The organism is Streptomyces sp. NPDC031265, assembly GCF_055570295.1.
Map to the genome: position 1 here is coordinate 23,621 of NZ_JBVIHM010000004.1, position 13,300 is coordinate 36,920.

9 protein-coding genes are annotated in these 13,300 nt (G+C 75.1%); 7 read left to right on the plus strand and 2 right to left on the minus strand.

What is annotated here, in order from left to right; translation table 11 throughout:
* The first annotated feature begins 28 nt into the window (after positions 1–28).
* Entirely contained in the window at positions 29–1,357 is a 1,329-nt protein-coding gene (locus tag ACZ499_RS08665; protein ID WP_468673351.1) for a hypothetical protein, read from the plus strand.
* A gap of 40 nt (positions 1,358–1,397) precedes the next feature.
* Here ACZ499_RS08665 and ACZ499_RS08670 read toward each other — a convergent pair whose 3' ends face one another.
* Positions 1,398–1,766 (minus strand): hypothetical protein, encoded by a 369-nt coding sequence (locus tag ACZ499_RS08670; RefSeq protein ID WP_468673352.1) that lies wholly within the window; start codon positions 1,764–1,766, stop codon positions 1,398–1,400.
* Between the two features lie 10 nt (positions 1,767–1,776).
* Here ACZ499_RS08670 and ACZ499_RS08675 point away from each other — a divergent pair, with 10 nt between their 5' ends.
* From ACZ499_RS08675 to ACZ499_RS08690, 4 genes are all read left to right on the plus strand, one after another.
* A complete protein-coding gene (locus ACZ499_RS08675; RefSeq protein WP_468673353.1) occupies positions 1,777–4,128 on the plus strand; it encodes a serine/threonine-protein kinase in 2,352 nt (783 codons plus the stop codon).
* 3 nt (positions 4,129–4,131) lie between these two features.
* Positions 4,132–5,481 (plus strand): PP2C family protein-serine/threonine phosphatase, encoded by a 1,350-nt coding sequence (locus ACZ499_RS08680; RefSeq protein WP_468673354.1) that lies wholly within the window; start codon positions 4,132–4,134, stop codon positions 5,479–5,481.
* Positions 5,482–5,547: 66 nt separating this feature from the next.
* Positions 5,548–6,906 (plus strand): vWA domain-containing protein, encoded by a 1,359-nt coding sequence (locus tag ACZ499_RS08685; RefSeq protein WP_468673355.1) that lies wholly within the window; start codon positions 5,548–5,550, stop codon positions 6,904–6,906.
* 118 nt (positions 6,907–7,024) lie between these two features.
* The gene (locus tag ACZ499_RS08690) at positions 7,025–8,158 is read left to right on the plus strand and encodes an FHA domain-containing protein (protein WP_468673356.1); all 1,134 of its coding nucleotides are present in this window, start codon (positions 7,025–7,027) and stop codon (positions 8,156–8,158) included.
* 109 nt (positions 8,159–8,267) lie between these two features.
* On the opposite strand, the gene ACZ499_RS08695 is transcribed toward ACZ499_RS08690, so the two are convergent.
* Positions 8,268–9,245 carry a methyltransferase domain-containing protein gene (locus tag ACZ499_RS08695; RefSeq protein ID WP_468673357.1) on the minus strand — a complete coding sequence of 326 codons (978 nt, stop codon included), beginning with the start codon at positions 9,243–9,245 and terminating at the stop codon, positions 8,268–8,270.
* 168 nt (positions 9,246–9,413) lie between these two features.
* On the opposite strand from ACZ499_RS08695, the gene ACZ499_RS08700 reads away from it, so the two are divergent.
* Complete coding sequence (locus ACZ499_RS08700; protein WP_385542376.1) at positions 9,414–9,818, plus strand: globin; 405 nt, start codon at positions 9,414–9,416, stop codon at positions 9,816–9,818.
* A gap of 166 nt (positions 9,819–9,984) precedes the next feature.
* Positions 9,985–13,299, plus strand: a complete 3,315-nt coding sequence (locus ACZ499_RS08705; RefSeq protein ID WP_468673358.1) for an FtsX-like permease family protein — start codon at positions 9,985–9,987, stop codon at positions 13,297–13,299.
* Position 13,300: the final 1 nt, after the last annotated feature.

Sequence of the window (13,300 nt, forward strand, 5' to 3'; positions counted from 1 at the left end):
AGAGCAACGCAGAGCAGAGAGGTGATCGATGGGCGCGGGATCCTTCCCCGGCTCCTCCTCGGGGAGGCCCGCCCGGCCGGTGCTCGACCGGGACGAGGTGGACCGGGCGCTGACCCGGCTCGACGCCGAGCACGAGGCGATCGAGACCTCGCTGCTCGCGCTCCAGGACCACGCGGGCCGGCGCCTGCTTGAGGGCGCCGGGCTCACCGGGGTCACCGAACAGCGCTGGGCCGCCACCGAGCAGTCGATCACCTTGCTGTGGGCGTACTTCGACGCGTACAAGGGGGCTTTGGACAGCGCCCGCGAGCTGCGTGAGCGGCGCCGCTGGCCCTCCCGCGAGGACCTGGTGGAGCTGACCGAGCGGCTGCGCGGCGAGTCGGTGACGGTCGCCGGATCGGCCTCCCAGGCCGCCACACTGACCGGCCCGGCCCGGCTGACCGAGCGGTTCACCCTGGAGCAGCTGGTGAACCGGATGAACGAGCTGTACGCACGCTCGCTCGACCTGGTCGTCGCGGCCGACGCGGTGTGGTCGGCGCTGCCCGCCCGGATAGACCTCCTGGCGGCCGAGCTGCACCGCACCCGGGGCCTGGCCCACTCGGTGGGCGTGCGCCCCGGGGAGCACCCCGCGGGCGACGACCTGGAGTCGATCACCGAGGAGCTGACGTCGCTGCGGGCCCAGGTGGTGTCGGACCCGCTGGCGTTCTGGGTGCCCGCACCGGGCAGCTCCGCGCCGGGCGGCGGCCGCCCGGACACCGAGCGCTACGACCGGGCGGCCCGCGCCCTGGAGGACGTACGCCGGGAGATCGACGCGGTACTGACGGTCCGTCAGGATGCCGAGCAGCGGCTGGCGCGGCTGCGGGACGTGCTCGTACGGGCGGACCGCACCCTGACCGAGGCGCGGGCCGCGCGCGGCGAGGTGCTCGCGAAGATCGCCGCGTCCGAGGTGCCCGCGGTGAGCGGCCCGCCGACCGCGCTCCAGGAGCGCCTGGTGGCCGCCGCCGAGTACCGCAGGCACTCCCAGTGGCACCGGCTCTCGCCGCTCCTGGAATCCCTGGAGCGGGAGGCCGAGGACGAACTGCTGCGGGCCCGCGAGTCGCTGACGGCCGTCACCGCGCCGCTGGCGGTCCGCGCGGAGCTGCGCGGCAGGCTCGACGCGTACAAGGCGAAGGTCGCCCGGCACGGCATGGCCGAGGACCCGCTGCTCATCGAACGGTACGACGCGGCGCGCCGGATGCTGTGGTCCGCGCCCTGCGATCTGCGCGTCGCCGAGCAGGCGGTGCTGCGGTATCAGCGGGCGGCGGCCGAAGTGCTGGTTCCCAGGCAGCCCGGGCCCGTTGACCAGAGGGGGGAATCGTGAGCGACCAGAAGAAGTGCCAGCGCCCCGGTTGCGAGGGCTCCTACGAGGACATGGGCGGCGGTGAGCTGTACTGCGACACCTGCGGCCTGGCGCCCGTGGTGTCCGGATTGGGGTCTCCCCTGTTCGAGCGCAGCCGAGAACTTGGGGAAGGCAGCATCTCCTCGCCCGGGACCGGGATCACCGGGCGCGGCCGTAAGGACAGCGGCTCGTCGTCGGCCCGATCGGCGCGCTCCGCGCGGTCCTCGGCGTCTTCCCGCTCCTCCCGCTCCTCGACGTCCCGGCGCTCGGTGTCGGGGCGCCTGTCGCGCTCCCTGACGGGGTCGGGCAGCGCGCGGTCGGTGTCGGTGCGCAGCTCGGGCTCGGCGACCAGCAGCTCCGGGCGCAGCAGACTCGGGGCCGGACTCGTCACCGTGCCGGGAGTGCCGCGTCCCGACCCGGCCACGGCCGTGATGGAGCACCCGGAGGTCCCCGAGCGGAAGCGTTTCTGCTCGCGCTCGGACTGCGGGGCGCCGGTGGGCCGCTCGCGCGGGGAGCGGACCGGGCGCACCGAGGGGTTCTGCACCAAGTGCGGCCACCCGTACTCGTTCGTGCCCAAGCTGCACCGGGGCGACATCGTGCACGGCCAGTACGAGGTGATGGGCTGTCTGGCGCACGGCGGCCTCGGCTGGGTCTACCTCGCCGTGGACCGCGCGGTCTCGGACCGCTGGGTCGTCCTCAAGGGCCTGCTCGACACCGGTGACCAGGACGCGATGGCGGCGGCGATCTCCGAGCGCCGCTTCCTGGCCGAGATCGAGCACTCCAACATCGTGCGCATCTACAACTTCGTGGAGCACCTCGACCAGCGCACCGGCTCCATGGACGGCTACATCGTCATGGAGTACGTGGGCGGCAAGTCGCTCAAGGAGATCGCCAACGAGCGGCGCGGCCCGGAGGGCAAGCGCGACCCGCTCCCGGTCGAGCAGGCCTGCGCGTACGGCATCGAGGCCCTGGAGGCCCTCGGCCATCTGCACAGCCGCAATCTGCTCTACTGCGACTTCAAGGTCGACAACGCGATCCAGACCGAGGACCAGCTGAAGCTGATCGACATGGGCGCGGTGCGCCGGATGGACGACGACGAGTCGGCCATCTACGGCACGGTGGGCTACCAGGCGCCGGAGGTCGCCGAGGCGGGCCCCTCGGTCGCCTCCGACCTGTACACGGTCGCGCGCACGCTGGCCGTGCTCACCTTCGACTTCCAGGGCTATACGAACGTCTTCGCGGACAGCCTGCCGGACCCGGACAACATCGAGGTCTTCCGGACGTACGAGTCGTTCTACCGGCTCCTCGTGCGGGCCACCGACCCCGACCCGGCGCGCCGGTTCGCCTCCGCGCAGGAGATGGCCGAGCAGCTGACCGGAGTGCTGCGGGAGGTCGTGTCGCTCCAGACCGGCCGCCCGCGCCCGGCCCTGTCGACCCTGTTCGGGACCGAACTGCGCGTCACGGACACGTCGTTGTTCGCGGAGCTCACCGGGGACGTGTCGGTGCTCGGGGCGCGGGTGGTGCCCGAGAGCCGGTGGGCGCGCAGGCGCGCGGCGGCCAACGGCTCCCCGGCGCCCGGCTCCGGCCCGGGCGCCGGCTCCTCGCTGGTGTACACGGGCGCGGGCGCCGTGCCCGTCGCCGTGGCCGGGCCCACCGTCACCGCCGCGCCGCACCCCGCCCCCAGCACCGGCGCCTCGGTCCCGGGAACCCCCGGCACCCCGATGCCGACCGCCGTCGTCCCCGCGCCCCGCGCCGGCGGCCGGGGCGCGTACGGCCGGGGAGCGTACGGCGACGGCTATCTGCGGCCCCTCGACGCGCCCGCCACCGCGCTGGCGCTGCCGGTGCCGCACGTGGACCCCGGCGACCCCAACGCGGGCTTCTTGGCGGGCCTGATGGCCGCCGCGCCCGCCGAGCTCATCGCCGCGCTGCGCACCGCGCCCGCCAACTCCGTGGAGAAGCGGCTGCGCGAGCTGCGGGCCCGGCTCGACCTGGGCGAACTGGTCTCGGCGGCCCGGGGCCTTGAGTCCCTGGAGGCCGACCACCCCGACGACTGGCGGGTCGTCTGGTACCGGGGCGTGGCCTCGCTCGTCTCCGGCGACCACGAGAACGCCGCGCTGTCCTTCGACGCCGTCTACGACGCGTTCCCGGGCGAGCCGACGCCCAAGCTGGCGCTCGGGGTGTGCGCGGAGGTCCTGGGGCAGCTGGACAACGCCGCCGAGTACTACCGGCTGGTGTGGACGACCGACCCGAGCTATGTGAGCGCCGCGTTCGGCCTGGCCCGGGTACAGCTGGCCGCGGGCGACCGCACGGCGGCCGTGACGACCCTGGAATCGGTGCCGGAGGCCTCGATCCACTACACGGCGGCCCGGGTCGCCGCCGTGCGGGCCAGGCTGCGGCGGCGCACCCCGGGCGATGCGCTCCTGGGCGATCTGCGGGCCGCCTCGGGGCAGGTGGACGCGCTGCAGCAGCTCGGCCTGGACGCGGTGCGCCGGGAGCGGCTGGCCACCGAGGTCCTCGGCACCGCGCTCGACTGGGTACTCTCCGGAAGCCAGGGCGGGCCCGGTAAGGGCGAGCAGAGCCGGGGCGCCCCGTCCGGCGAGACCATACTGCTGGGCAGCGAGCTGGACGAGCGGGGCCTGCGGTTCGGCCTGGAGCGTTCGTACCGGGTGCTCGCCCGGCTCGCCGGCAGCGGCGAGGAGCGGATCGAACTGGTGGAGCGGGCAAACCGTTTCCGCCCCCGGACGTGGGTGTGATTGATGGCGCAGATGCACCAGCCGGCAGCCGGGTCGACGTGCCCCGGCTGCGCGGAGCCGCTGGAGACGGGCGACCTGTACTGCGGGGCCTGCGGGTACGACCTGTCGGCCGTGCCGGTGGCTCCGGTGGACACCCCGACGGTGGTCATGGGCAGTCCCGTGGCGGGCGAGGCGTGGCCCGCCGCCCGTGCCGCCGACGGCTCCGGCGCCCCGGTGCACCTGCCCACCGATCTCCCCGGCACCGACTCGGGCGGCTCCCCGCTGCCCTCGCACGCACGGTCCGACGGGCCCGGGGGCGACCCCGAGCCCGATGAGTACCCCCTGCCCGCGCCCGATCCGCGCGCATCCGACCCCGCCGACCTCGGGGAGCAGTCCACCCTCCCCCATGGCCCTAAAGGCATGGGCGGTGCCCCCATCAGCGTGCCCGTGAAGGTCTGTGTGGCCTGCCGGGCCGGGCGGGTCGACGAGGACGGCTACTGCGAGAACTGCGGGCACGCCCAGCCGCGCGAGCGCGACCACATGGAGCGGGAGCTCGGCCCGGTGGCGGCGGTCAGCGACCGGGGCCTGCGCCACCACCGCAACGAGGACGCGTTCGCCGTGTCCACCACCGCGCTGCCCGACGGCTCGCCCGCCGTCGTGGCGATCGTCTGCGACGGCGTCTCCTCCGCGACCCGCCCCGACGAGGCGTCGGCGGCGGCCGCGGCCCGCGCCAACGAGTCGCTGCTCCAGGCGCTGCCCCAGGGCACGCATCCGCAGCAGGCGATGCACGAGGCGATCGTGGCCGCCGCCGAGGCGGTCAACTCCCTTGCCGACGAGCCCGGCCCGGCCGTGGAGCACGACCCGCGCCGCCACCAGAACGCGCCGGCCTGCACCCTGGTCGGCGCGATCGCGGCGGGCGGGCTGCTCGTGGTCGGCTGGGTCGGCGACAGCCGGGCGTACTGGGTGCCCGACGACCGTACGACCCCGCCCGCCCGGCTCACCGAGGACGACTCGTGGGCCGCGCAGATGGTGGCGGCGGGCCTGATGAGCGAGGCCGACGCGTACGCGGACGAGCGGGCGCACGCGATCACGGGGTGGCTGGGCGCCGACGCGTACGAACTCGACCCGCACACCGCCTCGTTCAAGCCGGACCGCTCCGGCGTGGTCGTGGTCTGCACGGACGGGCTGTGGAACTACGCGGAGGGCGCCGAGGAGATGGCCGGGGCCGTGCCCGCGGACGCCGCCGAACGGCCGCTGCACAGCGCCCAGGTGCTGGTCGGCCACGCCCTGGACGGCGGGGGCCACGACAACGTAACAGTGGCCGTCGTGCCGTTCGCGGTCCCTCTGCCGGGGGCAGGATCCGCCTACAACTAGGCCTTGGCACCGGATTCCCCCACATTCTTGTCTCTTCAGGCCCAGAAGCCTCAAGGAGCTTTTCAGATGGCCAACTTCTCCAAACCGAACGCGCCGCAGTTCTCCGTCGAGGTCTACCAGAACGCGTACCTGCCGGAGGGCGGCCGCGAGGTCAACGCGATCGTCACCGTGACGTCGACGGGCGGAGGCACGGTCGGCGGGGCCGCACCTACCGGAGCCGCGCTGTCGCCCTCGTCCATACCGGGGCAGGCGGCCGGCGCCGCCGTGGTGATCATGGTCGACTGCTCGGGGTCGATGGACTACCCGCCGACGAAGATGCGCAACGCGCGCGACGCCACGGCCGCCGCGATCGACACCCTGCGCGACGGCGTGACGTTCGCGGTGGTCGCGGGCACCCACCAGGCCAAGGAGGTCTACCCGGGCAACGGGCACCTGGCCACCGCCGACGCGCAGACCCGCGCCCAGGCCAAGGAGGCGCTGCGCAAGCTGAGCGCGGGCGGCGGCACCGCCATCGGCACCTGGCTGCGGCTCACCGACCGGCTGCTGAGCTCGGCCGACGTACCGATCCGGCACGGCATCCTGCTCACCGACGGCCGCAACGAGCACGAGTCGCCGGCCGACCTGAAAGCGGCGCTCGACGCCTGCGCGGGCCGGTTCACCTGCGACGCACGCGGGGTCGGCACCGACTGGGAGGTCAAGGAGGTCACCGCGATCGCCTCCGCGATGCTCGGCACGGCCGACATCGTGGCCGACCCCTCGGGCCTGGCCGCGGACTTCACGCGGATGATGGAGAACGCGATGGGCAAGGAGGTCGCGGACGTTGCGCTGCGGCTGTGGACGCCGGTCGGCGTGGAGATCAAGTTCGTGAAGCAGGTCGCGCCCACCGTCGAGGAACTGACGGCCCGTCGGACCGAGGCGGAGCCGCGCGCCGGCGACTACCCGACGGGCTCGTGGGGCGACGAGTCCCGCGACTACCACGTGTGCGTCCAGGTCCCGGAGGCCGGGATCGGCCAGGAGATGCTCGCCGCCCGGGTCTCGCTGATCCTGCCCGACCCGGCGGGCGGGACCCCGCAGACGCTGTCGCAGGGGCTGATCCGCGCGGTGTGGACCGAGGACATGGCCGCCTCCACCTCGATCAACCCCCAGGTCGCCCACTACACAGGTCAGGCCGAACTGGCGCAAGTCATCCAACAGGGTCTCGATGCCCGCAAGTCGGGCGATATCGATGGCGCCACCGCCAAGCTCGGCCGCGCCGTCCAGCTCGCCGCGGCCTCCGGGAACGCGGATACGGCAAAGCTGCTCGCCAAGGTGGTGGATGTCGTCGACGAGGCGACGGGTACTGTGCGACTGAAGGCCAAGGTCGCGGAGGCGGACGAGATGACTCTCGAAACCCGCTCGACCAAGACCGTACGCGTGAAGAAGTAACGAAGAATCCGAACCGGGCACCAGCCCGGGAGCAAGCCGCACACAGCGGTACGCAGTAGCGAAACCACTTGAGTGCCTCGGCCCGAGGGGCCGGACGAGGAGAGGGGGAAGCGACTCCATGCCGACCTGCCCGAACGGACACCAGTCGGGTTCCGACGACTGGTGCGAGGTCTGCGGCCATCGCATGGGCGCCGTGCCGCCGCCTCCCCCGCCCCCGCCCGCCTTCCCGGGGCCGCCCCCGCAGGGCGGCTACGGCTACCCCGCCCCCGAGGCCCCCGCCGCCCCGGCGGAGCTCTGCCCCCAGTGCCGCACGCCCCGGGAGGGCAACACGCCCTTCTGCGAGGAGTGCCGCTGGAACTACCTCACCCAGACGGCGACCTCGTACACGCCGCTGGCGCCCAACCCGGCCCCCGGGCGGGGCGAGGGCCTCAATCTGCCGCCCGGGTTCCAGTCACCGCCGCCCCCGCAGCAGCGCGACCCGTACGAGTACCAGAGCTCGCGGCCCTCGCAGGTCAACCGGCCTGCCGAGCCGCTCACCGGCGACCCCGCGCAGCAGGGCCCGCCGCCGTTCCGCCAGGGGCCGCCGCCCCCGCCGAACGGTGACCCGTCCCTGCGCCAGGGCCCGCCGCCGCACTTCCAGCAGGGGCCGCCGCCCCCGCCGGTCTTCCAGCAGGCGGGGCCGCCCGCGCCCCCGGCGTTCCCGCAGCCGCCGACCCGGGCCGAGAACGACGACTGGATGATCCAGCCGCCCTCCCAGCCGCAGCCGCCGCAGCACACCCAGGCGCCCCACGCCCCGCAGCAGCCCCAGCCGCCCCAGCAGCAGTTCCAGGCGCCGCCGCAGCAGCCGCTCCGCTGGATGGTGACCATCGGGCCGGACCGCGACTACTTCATGGCGATGATGCAGCGCAGCGGGCCGGAGGCGTCCGGGCTCAACCTGCCCGCGTACTCGCCCGAGCAGCAGCGCCCGCTCACCGGCAACCAGCTCACCATCGGCCGCCGCCGCCACTCCACCGGCGAGGCGCCCGACATCGACCTGGCCGTGCCGCCGGAGGACCCGGGCGTCTCGCACCAGCACGCGGTCCTGGTCCAGCAGCCCGACGGCAGCTGGGCGGTGGTCGACCAGAACTCCACCAACGGCACCACCATCAACGGCGCGGAGGACCCGATCCAGCCGTACGTTCCCGTCCCGCTCCAGGACGGGGACCGGGTGCACGTGGGGGCTTGGACGACGATCACGGTCCGCCGGGGCTGAGGCTCCGCTGGAACGGTGCATCCGGCTGCGGGCCGTCCGTGGCCGGTCGCGCCCACGCGGCGGAGCCGTACATGTCACAGCCCCGCGCCCCTGGAGGGACCCGGTTGCCTCAGACGTTTCCCGGGACCACATCCCGCAGGGGCCACGTGTGTGGTCCCTGCGGGTCGTCCAGCCAGGCCCACTGGCCCTCGCCGGTGACCGTCACGCCGAACCGTTCGCGCCGGGGGCGGTCCTCGCGCCGCCACAGTTCGTACGCCTCGTACGGGTCCAGGCTGTCCGCCGTGAGCGCCAGCAGGAAGCGGAAGAGCTCGTTCTCCAGGCTCGGGCGGGGCAGCCCGCCGGCGTACGGGGCGCCGGGCGCGGGCGCCACGCCCCGCAGCGGCACGAAGTAGGCCGGGGTGTGCAGGAAGCGCCCCTCCGCGTGCCCGGCGTCGCGCACCTTCAGCAGGATCAGCCCGGTGGCCAGCGGGGCCTCGATCAGCGCCCCCGGTGTGCACTGCGCCAGCCACCCGGCCGGTACCGACGGCAGGGTGCAGGTCGCGATGATCCGGTCGAAGGGCGCCCGGGACGGGCAGCCGCGCGCCCCGTCGCCGGTCACCACCGCCGGGCGGAAGCCCGCCGCCACCAGATGCGTCCGGGCCGACTCGGTGATCTCCGGGTCCAGGTCGACCGTGGTGACCAGCTCTTCGCCCAGGCGGTGGCTGAGCAGCGCCGCGTTGTAGCCGGTCCCGGCGCCGATCTCCAGGACAGCGTGCCCGTCCCGGACGTCCAGGACCTCCAGCATCCGGGCCATCAGCGACGGCTGGCTGCTGGAGGAGAGCAGCTCCCCGTCGCGCAGCCGGGTGGCCAGCGGCATGTCCGTATAGACCCCGTCCAGCCAGCGCGCCCGCCGGCCGGGGTCCGGGTCCTCGCCCCACAGCCGCTCGTAGCCGCCGGGGCGGCTCACGAAGTAGTAGGGCACGAAGAGGTCGCGGGGCACCTCCTCGAAGGCGGCCCGCCAGGCCGGGTCGGCGAGCTCGCCCCCGGCCACGATCTCCGCGACGAGGGCCGCCCGCGCCCTGGCGGCCGAATCCCGGTGTGCGCCCATATGTCCACTGTGCTGCGCCCGGGCCCCGGAGGCGAGTGGTCCTACGTCCCCGGTCCTCGGTCGGCCCATCTGAGACCATGGACCCGTGCTGCATTTCCCGGGGACACCCCCCGGGCCCCCGGCCGAGTCCAGGGGGCCGGGCCGAATGACATTGCGAGGCATACACAGGTGAACGAGATTCCGCGCGGCACGCTTCAGGAGCAGACCTTCTACGAGCAGGTCGGCGGCGAGGAGACCTTCCGGCGCCTGGTCCACCGGTTCTACCAGGGCGTCGCCGAGGACCCGCTGCTGCGGCCGATGTACCCGGAGGGCGATCTGGGCCCGGCCGAGGAGCGGCTCGTCCTCTTCCTGATCCAGTACTGGGGCGGCCCGCGCACCTACAGCGACCACCGCGGCCACCCCCGCCTGCGGATGCGCCACGCTCCGTTCACCGTGGACCGGGCCGCGCACGACGCCTGGCTGACCCATATGCGTACGGCCGTCGACGAGCTGGGACTCTCCGCGGAGCACGAGACGACGCTCTGGAACTATCTGACGTACGCCGCCGCCTCGATGGTCAACACGGCGGAGTAGGCCGGAAGTTCACGTTCCGCCCGTCCCGACCCCGGAATGCGGCGCTCCGTGATCGCATTCCGGTCACGATCGGGCAAGATCGGGCCGCAAGCGGTTTCCATGGCCTCGCGCCCTCTGAAAGCATCCGGACAGACTTTCGGGGGCAGAGCGGGGATCTGGGGGCCGTGTGGCGGGTTTCGTGTTTCTGCGGGTGCGCGCGCACCGGCTGCTGCTGGCCGCCGCGCTGCTGGCCGTCCTGCTGACCACCTCGGTCCTGGCCGCCCTGACCGCCTTCTCCGGCTCCATCGGGGACGCGTCCCTGCGCCACACCCTGGCTACCCGGTCCGCGCCGCCCGCCGCACTGATCGTCAAGGCGACCGTCCCCGAGGCGAAGCGGCAGGCCGCCGACGCCGCCGTACGCGAGGGCGCGCACCGCACCTTCGACGGACTCCCGGTCACCACAAGGACGTTGACCCAGTCCGGCCCGTACGCGCTGCCGCGCACCCTCCAGTCGCCGGACGCCCGCAAGGGCACCGAGCCCGACCTCACGCTCTTCGCCGCCGTCGACCGCACCCGCGTCCGGCTGAGCGGCGGCAGCTGGCCCGCCCCGCCGGGCACCGGCCCCGAGATCCAGGCCGCCCTCCCCGAGAACGCCGCCGCCCAGCTGGGCCTGCGCCACTGGCCCGTCTCGCTGACCCTCGCCGACCGCATGAGCGGCCCGGCCGTGCGGGTCCGCGTCACCGGCGTCTACCGTCCCGTCGACGCCACCGAGGCATACTGGCAGCTGGACGACCTCGGCGGCCGGGGCACGCGCCGGGTCAACTTCACCACGTACGGGCCGCTGCTCACCGACCCCACGGCGCTCACCGGCGGCCGGCTGAGCCCGGGCCAGACGTCCTGGCTGGCCTCCGCCGACTTCTCCACCCTGACCACCACCCGGATCGGCGCCCTGCGCGCGGCGGCGACCAAGGGGCCCAAGTCCCTGGTGGAGGGCACGGCGTTCGCGGGCGACGCGACCGCCACCACCTCGCTGCCCGACGTGCTCGACCGGGCCGAGCGCTCGCTGCTCGTCTCCCGCTCGACCCTGCTGATCGTGGCGCTGCAACTGGTGCTGCTCGCCGGGTACGCGCTGCTGCTGGTGGCCCGGCTGCTGAGCAGCGAGCGGACCGGCGAGACCGAGCTGCTGCGGGCGCGCGGCGGCTCCCGCTCCCGCCTCCTGGGCCTGTCCGCCACCGAGGCGCTGCTGCTCGCCGCCCCGGCGGCCGTGTGCGCACCGCTGCTCTCCGGCCCGCTCACCCGGCTCCTGGCGGGCCACGGCCCGCTCGCCCGGATCGGCATCCACCTCGACACCGGCCCGACCGGCACGGTGTGGCTGGTGGCGGCGCTGGTCGCGCTGGGGTGCGCGGCGGCCGTGGTGGCCCCGGCCCTGTCGGCCGGGCGGGCCACCCGCGCCCGGGCCGCCGCACTGCCCGCCTCCGTGCGCGCCGGGGCCGACATCGGGCTCCTGCTGATCGCCGGGGTCGCCTACTGGCAGCTGGACCGCCAGACCTCCGGCTCCGGGGCGCTCAGCGGCGACCGCGCCGGCGGGCTCGGCATCGACCCGCTGCTGGTGGCCGCGCCCGCGCTGGCGCTGCTCGCCGGGACCGTACTGACGCTGCGGCTGCTGCCGCCCGCCGCCAAGCTCGCCGAACGGCGGGCGGCGGGCGGGCGCGGGCTCCCGGCGGCGCTAGCGGGCTGGCAGTTCAGCCGCCGCCCGCTGCGCGGCGCGGGCCCGGTGCTGCTGCTTGTGCTCGCGGTCGCCATGGGCATGCTGGCGATCGGGCAGTCCGCTTCCTGGGACCGCTCGCAGGAGGACCAGGCGGACTTCCGCGCGGGCACCTCGGTACGGGTCTTCGGGTCGAGCCTGAGCGGCTTCGGAGAGGCCGGTTCGTACGACGCGGTCCCGGGCGTACGGGCGGTGGCCCCGGCCGCGCGCTCCTCGGTGGAGCTCTCCGGCGGCCGCTCCGGGACGCTGCTCGCCCTGGACACCGCGCACGCGGACGGGCTGCTGCTCCGCTCCGACCTCGGCGGCAGGTCCGCCCGCGCGCTCCTGGGCGAGCTCACCCCGCCCCGGGCTGCCCGGCCCGGCGTGCTGCTCCCGGCGGACGCCGCCGAGCTCGCCCTCAGCCTGCGGCTCGGCGCCGAGGGCGCCCCGGGCGGTGCCTCCCCGAGCGGGGTCACCGCGAATCTGACGGCGGTGGCCGAGGACCGCTTCGGCATCCAGTACCGCCTCCCGGCAGGGTCCCTGGAGGCCGACGGGCGCCAGGCCGAGCGGCGGCTCTCCCTCGATCTGGCGGCGGGCGCGCCGGTGGGCCGCCCGGCCGCGCCGCTCGCGCTCACCGGTTTCGAGCTGGACTTCAACGTGCCGTTCGAGAAGGCCGAGCAGCACCGCTTCACCGTGCGGGAGCTGCGGACCGTGGCACGGGACGGGCGCACCGCCCCCGTCGCGCTGCCCGCCGCCGACCGCTGGCGGGCCTCCTCGCTGGAGTCGGGCGAGGGCCCGGGCGGCCTGCTGGACCTGACCCCGCAGACCGAGGGGCAGTCCCTGTCGGTGCCGTACGCCACGGGGTCGACCACGGTGACCGCCGGCTCCTGGGAAGGGATACCGAGCCGGACGGTCAGACTCGCCGCCGCCCGGCCCGCACCGCCCGCGCTGACCGCGATCGCCACCGACCGGTTCCTGGCCTCCAGCGGAACCCGGGTCGGGCAGACCGTCACAGCCGTCCTGGCCGGGCAGACGCTGCGCGCGAAGGTCGTCGACCGGATGGCCGAGGTCCCCACGACCGGGCCCGGCGCCGAGACCTCCGGTGGCGGCGGCCGTGACGGCGGCGCGCTCCTGCTCGACCTGAGCGCGGTCAACGCGCGGCTCGCCGCCGACGCGGGCGGCAGCCTCGCCCCGACCGAGTGGTGGCTCACCACCGGCCCCGGCGACGCGGCCCGCGCGGCGGCGGCGCTGCGGGCCCGGCCGGACATCGACCCGCAGCAGGTGGTGGTGCGCGCGGAGGTCGCCGAGCAGCTGCGCGACGACCCGCTGGGCGCGGGCCCGCAGGCCGCGCTCATCGCCGCCGCGATCGTGGCGGCGGCCCTCGCCGCGGTCGGCTTCGCGGTGAGCGCGGCGGGCTCGCTGCGCGAACGCGGGGCGGAGTTCGCCGTGCTGCGGGCCCTGGGGGCCCCGCGCCGCCAGCTGGCCCGGCTGATCGCGGCCGAGCAGGGGGTGCTGATCGCGCTGGCGCTGCTCGTGGGCCTCGCCCTGGGCGAAGTGCTGACCCGCGCGGTGGTGCCGTTGATCGTGCTGACCGGGCAGGCCACCCAGCCGGTGCCGAAGGTGCTGGTGGAGCTGCCCGCCGGGCGGCTCGCCGTACTGCTGGCGGGAGTCGCCGCCGTACCGCTGCTGATCGTCGCGACGCTGGCGCTGCGGCGGACCGACCCGGCGGTCTCGCTGCGCCACCAGGGGGGCAACTGAC

Excerpts from the sequence above, each read along its gene's own strand:
- ACZ499_RS08665 (WP_468673351.1), top strand. The coding sequence starts at position 29 with ATGGGCGCGGGATCCTTCCCCGGCTCCTCCTCGGGGAGGCCCGCCCGG.
- ACZ499_RS08680 (WP_468673354.1), top strand. The coding sequence starts at position 4,132 with ATGGCGCAGATGCACCAGCCGGCAGCCGGGTCGACGTGCCCCGGCTGC.
- ACZ499_RS08685 (WP_468673355.1), top strand. The coding sequence starts at position 5,548 with ATGGCCAACTTCTCCAAACCGAACGCGCCGCAGTTCTCCGTCGAGGTC.
- ACZ499_RS08690 (WP_468673356.1), top strand. The coding sequence starts at position 7,025 with ATGCCGACCTGCCCGAACGGACACCAGTCGGGTTCCGACGACTGGTGC.
- ACZ499_RS08695 (WP_468673357.1), bottom strand. The coding sequence starts at position 9,245 with ATGGGCGCACACCGGGATTCGGCCGCCAGGGCGCGGGCGGCCCTCGTC.